Origin of the sequence: Halorubrum sodomense (genome assembly GCF_900111935.1) — an archaeon.
Lineage (GTDB): Archaea > Halobacteriota > Halobacteria > Halobacteriales > Haloferacaceae > Halorubrum > Halorubrum sodomense.
Window position 1 is genome coordinate 613,589 of sequence record NZ_FOYN01000003.1, and the last position, 12,521, is coordinate 626,109.

Here is a 12,521-nt window from a genome sequence, read left to right on the forward strand (position 1 = left end):
AAGCGCGACGGATCGGGGCGTCGGCGGGGGGCGGCGGGGCGGCGGGGCGGCGGGGCAGCGGGGCGGACCGGGACCGCCTGCGTCAGTCCTCGGCGACCGCGGCGGTCGGCGCGTCGGCCTCGGCGTCGGAGGCCGACTCGGCGGTCGCCTCCGGCTCGCCGGCGCCGTCGCGCTCCGCGGGCGGAACGGCCTGGTAGACGGAGCGGCGGGCGTCGCGGGGACACAGCCCCTCCTCGACGAGCCCGACCTCGGTGAGCTTCTCGACCGCGAACCGGACCGTTCGGGTCGAGAGGCGCGTCTCCTCGGCGAGGCCGGTCTGGTCGAACCGGCCCTCCGCGTCGAGCACGTAGTAGACCAGCTTGGCGCTCGGCGGGAGCGGTTCGAGCAGCTCGCGAGTTCCTTCGTCCATACGTGAGTTACACGGGCGAATCGCGCATAACCGTGGCCCGCCTGTGCGCTCGGAACACACGCCACCCGGGTTTTTATATAGCGTCTTAAATCCCGAACTCGAACCGAGCGCCGTCGTCGCCGTCGATCGAGAGCTCCCAGCCGTGCGCGGCCGCTATCTCCCGCACGATGGCGAGGCCGAACCCCGTTCCCCTCGCCGTGCTCGAACGGCCGTACTCCGTCGCCTCCTCCGGGTCGATGTCGAAGCCGACCCCGTCGTCGGCGACGTAAAATCCGTCCGGGAGCGACCCGACGGAGACCGTGAGTCCCTCGTCGCCCCCGGCCTCGGGCTCCGAGTTGTACTCCACGCTGTCGCCGGACTCCGTCCGGCTGCCAGTCGAGCCGTGCTCGACGCTGTCGTCGGGCTCCGCCCGACTGCTCGTGGAACCGTGTTCCACGCTGTTCGTGAACAGGTTCTCGAGCAGCGTCCGGAGTCGCTCCGGGTCGGCGTCGACCGCCGCCGTCGCCGCCGAGACGTCGAGGGTCGCCTCCGCGGTGTCGACGGTTCGCCACGCGCGCTCGGCGGCCTCGTCGAGCGGGACCGACTCGATCTCGTCGACCGTCCGTCCCTGCCGCGCCAGGGCGAGGAGGTCGTCTATCAGCTGTGCCATCCGATCGTGGGCGTCCCCGACCCGTTCGAGTTCGTCGACGACGGCCGCGTCGTCGGTCAGCGATCGGGCGAGGTCGGTCCGGCCGGACGCGACGTTGAGCGGGTTCCGGAGGTCGTGAGAGACGAGCCCCGCGAACTTCTCCAGGCGGTCGATCTCCCGTTGGAGCGCCGCGTCGCGGTCGCGGAGCTGTTCGGTCCGCTCCGCGTGATCGAGCGCGACGGTGACGTTCGCGGCGAGGACGCGAGCCAACTGAACGTCGGTCTCGTCGAAGAACCCCGGCTCCTCCGAGCCGAGCGGCATGACGCCGTGGTCGGCGAGCGGGACGGCGAGGAGGCTCCGGAGGTCGCCGTACCCGACCGCGGTGTCGACCGCGTCGAGGTCGTCGACGGCGACCGGCTGGCCGGTCTCGAACGCCTCCCAGACGCGCCCGTCGCCCGGACCGAACGCCGGCCGGTCGCCGAAGGCCGCCGTCGCCTCCGCGCTTATCGCCGTGGGGCAGAGGACGTTCGCCTCGGGGTCGTACAGCCGGACCCCGCTGCTCGGGAACTCGAGGATGTCGATCGCCGCGCGGGCGGCCAGCCCCGCGATCTCCTCGCGGTCCTCGCCGCCGAACATCTCGCGGGTCGTCGCGTGGAGCCGACGCAGCGTCCGCTCGACGCGCTTCTGGTCTTCGATGTCGGCGTAGACGCTGTAGATAACCGTCTCGTCCGGCTGCTTGACCGGGATGACGTGGAGGATGAAGTCGCGCATTCCGTCGGCGGTCCGGCGACGCACCTCGAGCCGCGAGGGTTCGTCGCGTTCGAGTACCGCCTCCGGGCCGAGCCGGTCGGCGCCCTCCGGGACCACCTCGCTGCGGACCTCCTCGTACCCGCTGTCGGCGCCGTAGCCGAACGTGTCCTCGAACGCCTCGTTGGTGGCGTCGAGGCGGCGCTCGCCGCCGCCGAGCGCGACGGTACGCACCGCCGGAAGCGGGAGGTCGTGGAACAGGGCGGTCAGCCGGTCGCGCTCCCGGCGGAGCGCGTTCTCCGTCTCGATCTGCTCGACGGCGTTGGCCGCGTGGGCCGCCAGCAGCTCCGCGAACTCGACGTCCCGCTCGTCGAACGCGGCGTAGCCGTTCGAGACGGCCTGTAACACGCCGTGCGAGCCGATCGGGACGCTGATCGCCGACCGGATGTCGTCGGCGACAGGGTCCGCCACCTCCGATCCCCGTCGCCGGTCGGCCCCGGCAGTCGGCCGACCCGGAGACGAGGGGTCCTCCAGCTCGTCCGGGTCCGCGGGGTCGACGCTGAGGTTGTCGACCACCATCGTCTCCCCCTCGGCGACCGTGGTCCCGACGACGCCCTCACCGACATCGAACGCGCGGACCTCCTCCTCGGTGACGCTCTCTGAGAGGACCGCGGGAACGACGCGGTCGCCGCGTCGACGCGCGGTGACGCAGCGGTCGAACTCGAGTATCTCCTCGGTCGCGTCGACGGTGCGTTCGAGCACGGTCGCGATGTCGGTCGCGGACGCCAGTTCCGTCGCGAACTCGTGGATCGCCGTGACCTTCGCGTTCACTTCGCGGAGGTCGCGCTCGGCCCGGCGGCGGCCGAGCGCGTTCGCGACGCTGTTCGCGAGCATCTCGTAGCGGTCACGCCCGGCGCCCTTCTGGAGGTAGTCGGTGACGCCGGCGGAGATGGCCTCGCTCGCGATCTCTTCGCTCCCCTTTCCGGTGAACAGTACGAAGGGGAGTCCGGAGTCGATCTCGCGGACCGATTCGAGTAGTTCGAGCCCGTCGGCCCCCGGCATGTCGAAGTCGCTGACGACGCAGTCGACGCGCCCCTCGCGGACCACGTCGAGCGCCTCGTCCGGCGACAGCCGCGTGACCGTCTCGATGCCGTCCACGAGCCGTTCGACGTGGGTCGCGGCGAGATCGGCCGCGCCCGGCTCGTCGTCGACGAACAGGACGCGACTCGCGGCGCCGTCGGTCGGTCCCGTCACGTCGCCTGCGGCCGCGCCGGCGTCCGGCGGCGGGTCGTCGGGACCTGAGTTCATGTGCGTGTGTTACCCTACCGGTAAGTTTAGCTTTCGCTCCGGCTACCGATATTGAAAACCGGAACCGGGGCGAAACCGACGGTCGAACCGCGGCGACGCCGACCGCGCGCGGCGGCTACAGGAACTCCTCGACGTGGTCTGCGACCTCTTCGGGGGTGTCGCCGACCGGAACGCCCGCGTCGTTGAGCGCGTCGATCTTCGACTGCGCGGTCCCCGTGCCGGAGCCGGAGACGATGGCGCCCGCGTGACCCATGCGCTTGCCCGGCGGGGCCGTGCGCCCGGCGATGAAGCCGGCGACCGGCGTGTCCATGTACTCCCCGATGAACCTCGCGGCCTGCTCCTCGTCTTCCCCGCCGATCTCGCCGCACATCACGACTGCGTCGGTGTCGGGATCGGCCTCGAACGCCTCGAGGGCGTCGACGAAGGAGGTCCCGATGATCGGGTCGCCGCCGATACCGATGGCGGTCGTCTGCCCGATGCCGCGCTCGGTGAGGTTGTCGACGACCTGATAGGTGAGCGTGCCGGAGCGGGAGACGAGCCCGACGTTCCCCTCGGAGAAGATGTTCCCGGGGAGGATGCCGAGCTTCGCCTCGCCGGGCGTGATGATCCCGGGACAGTTCGGGCCGAGCAGGCGCGTGTCGGTCTCGCCCAGGCGCTTGTTCACTTTCGCCATGTCCTGGGTCGGAATCCCCTCGGTGATCGCGACCGCGAGGTCGAGGTCCGTGTCGAGCGACTCGAAGACGGCGTCCGCGGCGAACGCCGGCGGCACGAACACCACGGAGGCGTCCGCGTCCTCCGCCGCGACGGCCTCGTCGACCGTGTCGTAGACGGGGACGCCGTGGACCTCCTGCCCGCCCTTGCCGGGCACCGCGCCGGCGACGACGTTGGTGCCGTACTCGATCATCTGGCCGGCGTGGAACTTCCCCTCCCCGCCGGTGATCCCCTGGACAACCACCCTGGTGTCGTCGTCGACGAAAATGCTCACGCGAACCACCCCGTGGTGAACGTGAGGTTATCGTTCGTGAACGAGCGACCGTCGGGAGCGAGTGAACGTACGATAGAACTCATTGGGTCACCTCATCCGCGTTCTTCACCGCGCGCTGGACCGCGTCCTCCAGCGTCTTCTCGACCTCGACGAGGTCGGTGTTCAGAATCTCCATCCCCTCCTCGGCGTTCGTGCCGGCGAGCCGGACGACCACCTTCTTCGGGATCTCGTCGAACTGGGCTAGGGCCTCGTTGATCCCCTTGGCGACCTCGTCGCCGCGGGTGATCCCGCCGAAGATGTTGAAGACGACGGCGTCGACGTTGTCGTCGGAGAACACCATGTCGAGCGCCTGCGTGACGCGCTCGGCCTTCGCGCCGCCGCCGATGTCGAGGAAGTTGGCGGGCGCGCCGCCGTAGTAGTCGACCAGGTCGAGCGTCGTCATCACGAGGCCGGCGCCGTTGCCGATAATGCCGACGTTGCCCGAGAGGCGGACGTAGTCGAAGCCGTACTCGCCGGCCTTGCGCTCGAGGTCGTCCTCGTAGGAGGCCTCGGCCATCGCCTCGAGTTCGGGCTGGCGGAACAGCGCGTCCTCGTCGATGTTCATCACGCCGTCCGCGGCGACCACGTCGCGGTCGCTCGTGATCATCACGGGGTTGACCTCGATCTCGGAGGCGTCGTTGGACTCGTAGAGGTCGTACAGCGTCGAGAGGATCGAGGCGACATCGAGCGCGACGTCGGCGTCGACGCCGGCCTCGTAGACGACCTTGCGGGCTTGGTACGGGTGGAGCCCGAACGCGGGATCGACGTGCTCGCGCGCGATGGCGTCGGGGTTCTCCTCGGCGACCTCCTCGATGTTCACGCCGCCCTCGGTCGACACCATCAGGACCGGCTTCCCCTCGCCGCGGTCCATCGTGACGCCGACGTACAGCTCGTCGACGAAGTCGACGCCGGCCTCGACGAGGACCCGGTCGACCGTGTACCCCTTGAGGTCCATGCCGAGGATCTCGTCGGCGTACCGCGCCGCCTCTTCGCGGTCGGTCGCGATCTTGATCCCGCCGGCCTTGCCGCGGCCGCCCACGTGGACCTGCGCCTTGATCGCGGCCGGGTAGCCGATCTCGTCGACCGCGTCGAGCGCCTCGTCGACGCTCGTCGCGAGCCGGGAGTCCGGAACCGGGATCCCGGCGTCCGCGAAGAGCGACTTCGCTTGATACTCGTGAAGTTTCATCCGTGTGGGATCGGAACCGACACCGGTTTAAATGGTTCCGATTCGGTGCGAACGGTGGCTCCCAGCGGGTTCTGACAGAACGAGAGTTCCGCCGGTCAGTCCTCGTCGCCGAGGATGACGCGGTGCGTCATCGCCTCGGGGTCGAGGACTTCGTCCGCTTCGGCCTCGGTGAGGTACCCCTCGCTCACGGCGACCTCGCGGACGCTTTTCCCCTCGGCGAGCGCCTTCTTCGCGACCTTGCTCGCCTTGTCGTAGCCGATCGCGGGGTTCAGCGCGGTCGCGAGCGCCATCGACTGCTCGACGCGCTCGTGGGCGAACTCCTCGTTGGCCTCGAGTTTCGCCACAAAGCGCTCTCCGAACGTCGCCGCGACGTTCGAGAGCAGCTCCGCCGACTCGAGGAAGTTGTGCGCGATGACCGGCTTGTAGAGGTTCAAGTCGATCTCGCCGCGGGCCGCGCCCGCGGAGACGGCGGCGTCGTTGCCGACGACCTGCTTGTGGACCTGGTTGACCGACTCCGCGACGACCGGGTTGATCTTCCCGGGCATGATCGAGGAGCCGGGCTGGTTCTCCGGCTGCTCGACCTCCCCGAGGCCGTTCCGCGGGCCGGACGCGAGCAGTCGGAGGTCGTTGGCGATCTTGTTGAGGCTGCCGGCGATCGTCTTGAGCGCGCCGTGGCCCTCCGCCATCGCGTCGTGGGCGGCCTGCGCCTCGAAGTGGTTCGCCGCCTCGCGGAACTCGGTCCCGGTCTCGTCGGAGATGTACTCCGCGGCGAGCTCCGGGAACTCGGGGTGGGTGTTGAGCCCGGTCCCGACCGCGGTGCCGCCGAGCGCGAGCTCGCGGAGGTTCGACTGGACGCCCTCGGCGCGCTCGATCCCCTTCGCGACCTGCGTCCGGTAGCCGCCGAACTCCTGGCCGAGCCGGATGGGGGTGGCGTCCTGGAGGTGCGTGCGGCCGGTCTTGACGACGCCGTCGAACTCCGCTTCCTTGGCCTCCAGCTCGGCGTGGAGCGTCTCCAGCGCCGGCACGAGGTCCTTCTCGACCGCCTCGAGCGCGGCGACGTGCATCGCCGTGGGGATCACGTCGTTCGACGACTGGCCGTAGTTGACGTGGTCGTTGGGGTGGACGACGCGGTCGCCGATCTCCGCGCCCGCGATCTCGGCGGCACGGTTGGCGATCACCTCGTTGGCGTTCATGTTCGAGGAGGTGCCGGAGCCGGTCTGGAACACGTCGACCGGGAACTGGTCGTCGTGCTCGCCGGCGATCACCTCGTCCGCGGCGGCGACGATCGCCTCCGCGGTGTCGTCGTCGACGAGGTCCAGATCGCGGTTCGCCTGCGCGGCCGCCTTCTTCACGACGCCGAGCGCGCGGACGAACCGTCGGCTCATCGGAATCCCCGAGACGGGGAAGTTCTCGACGGCGCGCTGGGTCTGTGCGCCCCAGTAGGCGTCCGCCGGCACCCGCATCTCGCCGAGGCTGTCCTCCTCCGTGCGGTAGTCGTCACCCATGTGCCGACCTTCCCGCGAGACGCTGTAAAAGGTACTGGAAGCCGCCAGCGCAGCGAAATCGTGCGGATCGGTAACACTCCGGTCGACGTCGCGGACCGCGAGCCGACCGCCGGATTAAATCGCGTAAAACAGCCGAAATTCGGTTCAACGGCGTACCCGTTATATCATCGTCCGTCGCCAACGCCCCGGCGCACATGAGCCCGAACGACTCAGCGATCGGAACGGCGCTCGACCGCGACACGGTCCGGTCGACGAGCAAGCTCCTAATCGGTGCGCTGGCGATAGTCGGTGTCCTCGCGGTCGTCACGCTGCTGCCCGGCGTCGATCGCCTCGTCCCGTTCGCGCCCGTGACGTTCGCCGCGGTGGCGACGGCCGTCGTCGCGCTCGCGGTCGCCGGTATCCTCCTGTACGCCGCGCCCAAGTTCGCGCTGCTGACGCGGCTGGCGCTCGGCCGGCGGGGAGCCGACGCCGAAAGCGACACCCGATCGGACCGGATCGTCGAGAATGCGGGCGGCGTGGTCCACTGGCTCGTCGTCTTCGGGGCGGTCCTCGTCGCGTACCGCGGGCTCGCGGGCGTCGCGGTCCCCGTCCTGAACGGCGCCGCCTGGGCGTACGACGCCGCCTTCCTGTTCGTCGCGCTCGTCCCCGTGGTGTTCCTCGTTGCCCGTCTGACGGTCACCGTCGACCCGCTGGCCGAACTGGTCGCCGACCGCGTCGCGGGCGAGGCGTCCGGCAGCGAAGCCAGCGACGCGGACGAGCCGACCCCGGCCGACGACGACGGTTGAGCGGAATATCCCGAGTCGCCTACGCGTTCTGTTATCCCGAGCGCCGGTGTCGCGAGCGCGCCGTCGAGTCAGAGCGCGAGCAGCAGAAGCGGTTCGCAGCGGTGCGGAGAGTGAAGCGGTTTTTTCGACGAGTGCGCGACCGGCGATCAGGCCTCGTCGACCGGGAACAGCCCGGCCTCGCGGAGGTCCTCGTCGAGGGTGCCGTCGCCGTGTTCCGCGTACGCCTCGGGGGTGTACGTCTTGATCTCCAGGGCGTGGACCGACCGCGTCATGTGGTCGCCGACCGCGTCGTACACGCGCTGGTGCTGGTCGACGAGCGACTCGCCCTCGAAGGCGGGCGAGACGACGACCGCCGCGAAGTGGGCGTCCTCGTCCTCGTCGTCGTGGATCCGGGGCGCCGTCACGCGCGCGACCGCGTCGGGGAGGTTCTCCTCGATGAGGTCAGCGACCGCGTCGGGTTCGATGGTCATGTCCCCGCTCGGACGCGAACGGGCAAAAGTCGACCGGCCCGGTCCGGCGGGGCGCCGGCCCGGAGCGAACCCGGAGCGGCGGGCCGTCACCGCTCGAACACGAGCGCGTAGTGGAACGGCGGGAGGTCGACCTCGCGCTCGAAGGCGAGGTCCGTCCCCGCCGCCTCGACCGCCTCGCGCGTCGCGGTCGGTGACATGCGGAGCTCCGTGGGCGGCCCGCGCGGCTCGCCGCCGATCCGCGTCTCCTCGCGGGGGCGGTCGCGCCAGTTGACGACGACGAGCGAGCCGCCGTCGGCCAGCGAGTCGGCGACCCCCGCGACGACCGCCTCCGGCTCGGGAACGCCGTGGAACGCGTTCATGAGAAGTGCGACGTCGACGGGCTCGGGGAGCGGCGACGGGAGGTCGCGCGCGTCGCCGGCGACGGTCCGGACGTTCTCGATCCCCTGTGCGGTCGTCAGGGCGTCGAGCTCGGCGAGCAGGTCGGCGTCGACGTCGAGGGCGTACACCGTCCCCGGGGCCGCGATCCGCGCGGCCGGGAGCGCGAAGTAGCCGTTGCCGGAGCCGACCTCGGCCACCCGGTCGCCCGGCGCGACGCCCAAATCGCGCAGCGTCGCGCCCGGCGTCGGCCACACGCGGCCCCACCAGTCCCAGTCCGGCTGTCCCGTGTTTCGGAAGCGTTCCATGCGATTCGTAGCCGCCAGCCGACCGTTATGCGTTGCGAGTGCGGCGACGCTGACCGCGCTCTGCGACGGGAGCCGACGCAAGGGTCAGACGCGGTCGAGCCGCGAGAGCCCGCGCCAGATCGCGTCGACCAGTCGGGACTCGGGGTCGTCGTCGGGGTCGGTCCCGTTCCACCCGCGCGCTATCGCGTCCTCCAGCACCGCGAGCGAGTGGTTCTCGAAGTTGTTCATCCCGCGGAACGTCTCCAGCGCGTCGCGCGCCTCGTCGTCGAACGCGTCCGTCGGCTCGCCGTCGTAGAAGCCGAGGTCTGCGAGCGCCGACCCGACCGCGGTCGCCGTCTCGCCGGTCAGCTCTCGCGTCTCCGCCGGCACCTCGCGTTCGAGGAGCGTCACGTCGTAGATCTTGAACACGCGCTCCAGCTCGTCGATCGGGCGCTCGTGGTCGTCGACGCGCACGTCGACCCAGCGGTCGTTCTTCCCGTCGTAGCCGCCCTCGGGCTTGGCGACGTACAGCGCCGCCGACTGCTCGCCGCGCCTGTCGCCGCCGGCCTCGTTGCCCGCGTGGAGCGCGGCGATCAGCCGCTCCGGGAGGCCGCCGTCGGTCCCCTCGAACGTCTCCGCCATCGCGTCGAGGGTGTCGGCGTTCTCCAGGATGTTCCCCTGGACCGTGTAGTGGTTTCCCTGCCGGTCGCCCGCGTGGTCGTGGCACTCGTCGCCGGTGAACGCCGCCGGCGGATCCTCCGGGTCGGCCGCGACGATCCCGACCTGTCGCGAGGGCGCCTCGTCGTCGTCGGCCGTGAGCCGGTCGATCGCCTCGGCTGGCGCGTGGCCCTCTCGGAGCAGGTCGAGCCCGTCGGGCCCGTACGCGACGTTCGCGAAGCTCTGCGTGGCGACCGCGCCCGCGTCCGCGCTGACGAACGGGACGACGGCGCCGACGCCGACGAACTTCGACTGGACCGCGACGCCGACCGCGTCCGTCTCGGGGTCGCGGGCGGCGATCGAGAAGGTCGAGGGTCGAGGTGGCATACGGGACCGATCGTCGGGCGCCGCGATCAAAAATCCGCCGCCGCGCGGCGGCCGGGCTCGACCGGCCCGCCGCCGACCGGGTTCTACAAGCTTATCCCCGCCGACCGACTTCGATCGGGTATGAGCGACGACGACGCCGTCGATGTCGAGTCTCCCGACGACGCCGAGGGCGACGCGGCGAGAACGAACGGCACGGCGGAGGCGACCGCCGAGGAATCGACCGGCGAATCTGCCGACTGCGACGCCGACGGGCGCGAGCGGACGGCCGGCGACGGCGACGCCAGACGGAGCGAGGAGGCGCTCGCCGCGGCCGTCGCCGAGCACGACGAGGCGCTCGCCCGCGAGGTCGCGGCGCTGGAGGCGGACCTCGCCGAGACCCGGGAGGAACTCCGCGAGCGCGACGAGGCGGTCGATGAGCTGACGAGCAAGCTCGCCCGCGTGAAGGCGGACTTCAGCAACTACAAGGAGCGCGCGAAGCGGAAGCAGGAGGAGATCCGCGAGCGCGCCTCCGAGGCGCTCGTCGAACGGCTCGCGCCCGTCCGGAACGACCTCCTGCGCGCGCTCGACCAGGACGAGGGGAGCGACCTCCGCCCCGGCGTCGAGTCGACGTTGGAGAAGTTCGACGAGGTGCTCGCCGACGAGGGCGTCGAGGCGATCGACCCCGACCCGGGCGAGGAGGTCGACCCCGCGCGCCACCAGGTGATGCTCCGCGTCGACAGCGACCGCCCGGAGGGAACGATCCACGAGGTGTACGAGCCCGGCTACGAGATGGGCGACCGCGTGCTGAGCGAGGCGAAGGTGACCGTGAGCACCGGCGGCGAGTAGCGCGGCGCTTCCCCGAGCGAACCGCCGTCTCGCGTCAGGACCGAACCGCTGTCTCGCGTCAGGACCGAACCGCCGTCTCGTAGGCGTCGACGAGTTCCTCGAGCCCCGCGTCCGCCTCGGCCGCGTGGGGCACCGACAGCGGCGACACGGACACCTCGCCGTCGACGACGGCGCGCCGGTCGGTCCCCACGGGGTCCGGCACGTCGCCGTCGTTCATCCGGCCCCAGATCGGGTCCGAGAACCCGATGCGGCCGTCGCCGTTGCGCTCGGCGCGCATCCCGTACCACGTCGAGGGCGTCGTGACCCTGAGCGGCGCGCGGTCGGCGTCCGCGATCGGCGCGTTGACGTTGAGGTAGTCCGCGCGGTCGAACACCCCGGCTTCGACCGCCTCGTCGACGAGGAACCGCGTCGCGCGGACCGCGTGCGAGAAGTCCTCGGCCTCGAACTCCCGTTTCCACCAGTCGTCGCCGCCCGGCACGTACATCGAGGTCGCGACCGCGGGCGCGTCGAAGAACGCCGCCTCGACCGCCGCCGAGACGGTGCCGGACCGGCCGAGCGTGTACGCTCCGAGGTTCGCGCCCTCGTTACAGCCGGCGACGACCAGGTCCGCGTCGGGGACGAGTTCGTCCAGCCCCGCGACGACGCAGTCGACGGGGGTCCCGTCGACCGCGTACCCCAACTCGTGGTCGTCGACGGCGACGTCGGCGGAGAGCAGGCGGCCGACGGACGACTGGTCCTCCGCCGGGGCGACGACGGTCACCGCGTACTCGGTCGCGAGGGCGTCGTACAGCGCGCGCAGCCCGGCGGCGTCGACGCCGTCGTCGTTGGTCAAGAGGATCCGGTCGACGCTCATACCCTGTTCACGGGCGAGTCGGGCAAAAGTCCACCGTCGGGCGGGCGGGCCGCGCGTCGGCGGACGAGCGCGGAGCGACCGCGACGCCCGAACCGAACGGAAAAGCACACGTATCGCCGGGCCGACCGTTCGGTATGGGATTCGGGGACACCGCCAAGAAGATCCAGACGCTGGCCGACCGCGCGGAACGCACCTACAAGAAGATCAGCGAGCTCCGCGACGAGGTCGACGAGACGCAGGAAACCGTCGTCGACACCGCCGACCGCGTCAAGGGGCTCGAAAACGAGATGGCCGAACAGCGGGCCGTCCTCGACGCCATCGCCGAGGAGGTCGGCGTCGACTTGGACCGCGTGAGCACCGAGGCGCACATCACGGACGCCGAAGCGACGGCCGCCGCCGCGAGCGGCGCCGCCGACGAGACGGGCGCCGACGCCGAATCGCCCGCCGACGAGAGCGGTGCGAACGACGGGAACTCGGCTTAATCGCTGCTCGCGGTCGGGTCCGCCCGCGAGACGACCTCGGCGGGGACGCCCGCGACCGTCGCGCCCGGCGGCACGTCCTCCGCGACGAGGGAGTTGGCGGCGACGCGCGCGCCCTCGCCGACGGTGACGCCGGGGAGGACGACCGCCCCCGCGCCGATCATCGCCTCGTCTCCGACGACCACGTCGCCCAACCGGTACTCCTCGGTGAGGAACTCGTGGCACAGCAGCGTGGCGTCGTACCCGATTATCGCGTCGTCGCCGACGCGGATCCGCTCGGGCCAGAACACGTCCGGCGTCGACTCCAACCCCCACGCGACGCCGGTGCCGACGGTCACGCCGATCCGGCGCAGCAGCCAGTTCTTCAGCCGGAGGCTCGGGCAGACCCGCGCGAGGACGATGACGACGTAGTTGCGGACGACCGCGAGCGGCGACTTCGCGTCCGGCCACGACCACAGGGAGTTTCGTGACCCCGGCGTCGGAACCCGTTCGAGGCGGTCGCTCCGGGAGGGATCGGCGCCCTCGCGTGTCGCGTCCGCCTCCGCGTCGTCGCGCGTCGCCTCCGCGTCGTCGTTTGTCACGTCGCTCCGTTCGGA

Annotated in this window: 13 protein-coding genes; 3 read left to right on the forward strand and 10 right to left on the reverse strand. The window is 71.1% G+C overall.

Going from position 1 to position 12,521, the window contains the following annotated elements; translation table 11 throughout:
* Positions 1-82 precede the first annotated feature (82 nt).
* The 5 genes from BM286_RS12425 to BM286_RS12445 all read right to left on the reverse strand — a co-directional run bounded on the left by BM286_RS12425 (position 83) and on the right by BM286_RS12445 (position 6,807).
* On the reverse strand, positions 83-409 hold the full coding sequence (locus BM286_RS12425) for a helix-turn-helix domain-containing protein (RefSeq protein WP_092922781.1): 327 nt from the start codon (positions 407-409) through the stop codon (positions 83-85).
* Between the two features lie 85 nt (positions 410-494).
* Positions 495-3,092, reverse strand: coding sequence for a hybrid sensor histidine kinase/response regulator (locus BM286_RS12430; RefSeq protein WP_092922784.1), 2,598 nt, complete (start codon positions 3,090-3,092; stop codon positions 495-497).
* Between the two features lie 115 nt (positions 3,093-3,207).
* Complete coding sequence (sucD, locus tag BM286_RS12435) at positions 3,208-4,077, reverse strand: succinate--CoA ligase subunit alpha (RefSeq protein ID WP_092922787.1); 870 nt, start codon at positions 4,075-4,077, stop codon at positions 3,208-3,210.
* Between the two features lie 79 nt (positions 4,078-4,156).
* Positions 4,157-5,302, reverse strand: a complete 1,146-nt coding sequence (gene sucC, locus BM286_RS12440) for an ADP-forming succinate--CoA ligase subunit beta (RefSeq protein ID WP_092922790.1) — start codon at positions 5,300-5,302, stop codon at positions 4,157-4,159.
* A gap of 95 nt (positions 5,303-5,397) precedes the next feature.
* The gene (locus BM286_RS12445; RefSeq protein ID WP_092922793.1) at positions 5,398-6,807 is read right to left on the reverse strand and encodes a class II fumarate hydratase; all 1,410 of its coding nucleotides are present in this window, start codon (positions 6,805-6,807) and stop codon (positions 5,398-5,400) included.
* Between the two features lie 194 nt (positions 6,808-7,001).
* Here BM286_RS12445 and BM286_RS12450 point away from each other — a divergent pair, with 194 nt between their 5' ends.
* A complete protein-coding gene (locus tag BM286_RS12450; protein WP_092922796.1) occupies positions 7,002-7,592 on the forward strand; it encodes a hypothetical protein in 591 nt (196 codons plus the stop codon).
* A gap of 146 nt (positions 7,593-7,738) precedes the next feature.
* Here BM286_RS12450 and BM286_RS12455 read toward each other — a convergent pair whose 3' ends face one another.
* The 3 genes from BM286_RS12455 to BM286_RS12465 form a co-directional block, all read right to left on the reverse strand.
* Positions 7,739-8,062, reverse strand: coding sequence for a BolA family protein (locus BM286_RS12455; protein WP_092922799.1), 324 nt, complete (start codon positions 8,060-8,062; stop codon positions 7,739-7,741).
* 86 nt (positions 8,063-8,148) lie between these two features.
* Positions 8,149-8,745, reverse strand: a complete 597-nt coding sequence (locus BM286_RS12460; RefSeq protein WP_092922802.1) for a class I SAM-dependent methyltransferase — start codon at positions 8,743-8,745, stop codon at positions 8,149-8,151.
* 84 nt (positions 8,746-8,829) lie between these two features.
* Positions 8,830-9,768 (reverse strand): DUF1028 domain-containing protein, encoded by a 939-nt coding sequence (locus BM286_RS12465; protein ID WP_092922805.1) that lies wholly within the window; start codon positions 9,766-9,768, stop codon positions 8,830-8,832.
* Between the two features lie 120 nt (positions 9,769-9,888).
* Between BM286_RS12465 and BM286_RS12470 the strand changes: the two genes are divergently transcribed.
* Positions 9,889-10,593: a nucleotide exchange factor GrpE gene (locus BM286_RS12470; protein ID WP_092922808.1), complete on the forward strand. Its 705-nt coding sequence runs from the start codon at positions 9,889-9,891 to the stop codon at positions 10,591-10,593.
* 58 nt (positions 10,594-10,651) lie between these two features.
* Here BM286_RS12470 and surE read toward each other — a convergent pair whose 3' ends face one another.
* Positions 10,652-11,446 carry a 5'/3'-nucleotidase SurE gene (gene surE / locus BM286_RS12475; RefSeq protein WP_092922811.1) on the reverse strand — a complete coding sequence of 265 codons (795 nt, stop codon included), beginning with the start codon at positions 11,444-11,446 and terminating at the stop codon, positions 10,652-10,654.
* Between the two features lie 134 nt (positions 11,447-11,580).
* Here surE and BM286_RS12480 point away from each other — a divergent pair, with 134 nt between their 5' ends.
* Positions 11,581-11,928 carry a DUF5798 family protein gene (locus BM286_RS12480; protein ID WP_092922814.1) on the forward strand — a complete coding sequence of 116 codons (348 nt, stop codon included), beginning with the start codon at positions 11,581-11,583 and terminating at the stop codon, positions 11,926-11,928.
* On the opposite strand, the gene BM286_RS12485 is transcribed toward BM286_RS12480, so the two are convergent.
* The gene (locus tag BM286_RS12485) at positions 11,925-12,506 is read right to left on the reverse strand and encodes an acyltransferase (RefSeq protein ID WP_092922817.1); all 582 of its coding nucleotides are present in this window, start codon (positions 12,504-12,506) and stop codon (positions 11,925-11,927) included. The genes BM286_RS12480 and BM286_RS12485 overlap by 4 nt on opposite strands.
* Positions 12,507-12,521: the final 15 nt, after the last annotated feature.

What these genes read in the sequence shown, in the direction of transcription:
- sucC (WP_092922790.1), bottom strand. Translation starts at nt 5,302, where the DNA reads ATGAAACTTCACGAGTATCAAGCGAAGTCGCTCTTCGCGGACGCCGGG.
- BM286_RS12450 (WP_092922796.1), top strand. Translation starts at nt 7,002, where the DNA reads ATGAGCCCGAACGACTCAGCGATCGGAACGGCGCTCGACCGCGACACG.
- surE (WP_092922811.1), bottom strand. Translation starts at nt 11,446, where the DNA reads ATGAGCGTCGACCGGATCCTCTTGACCAACGACGACGGCGTCGACGCC.
- BM286_RS12430 (WP_092922784.1), bottom strand. Translation starts at nt 3,092, where the DNA reads ATGAACTCAGGTCCCGACGACCCGCCGCCGGACGCCGGCGCGGCCGCA.
- BM286_RS12460 (WP_092922802.1), bottom strand. Translation starts at nt 8,745, where the DNA reads ATGGAACGCTTCCGAAACACGGGACAGCCGGACTGGGACTGGTGGGGC.
- BM286_RS12425 (WP_092922781.1), bottom strand. Translation starts at nt 409, where the DNA reads ATGGACGAAGGAACTCGCGAGCTGCTCGAACCGCTCCCGCCGAGCGCC.
- BM286_RS12470 (WP_092922808.1), top strand. Translation starts at nt 9,889, where the DNA reads ATGAGCGACGACGACGCCGTCGATGTCGAGTCTCCCGACGACGCCGAG.
- BM286_RS12465 (WP_092922805.1), bottom strand. Translation starts at nt 9,768, where the DNA reads ATGCCACCTCGACCCTCGACCTTCTCGATCGCCGCCCGCGACCCCGAG.
- BM286_RS12445 (WP_092922793.1), bottom strand. Translation starts at nt 6,807, where the DNA reads ATGGGTGACGACTACCGCACGGAGGAGGACAGCCTCGGCGAGATGCGG.
- BM286_RS12455 (WP_092922799.1), bottom strand. Translation starts at nt 8,062, where the DNA reads ATGACCATCGAACCCGACGCGGTCGCTGACCTCATCGAGGAGAACCTC.
- BM286_RS12480 (WP_092922814.1), top strand. Translation starts at nt 11,581, where the DNA reads ATGGGATTCGGGGACACCGCCAAGAAGATCCAGACGCTGGCCGACCGC.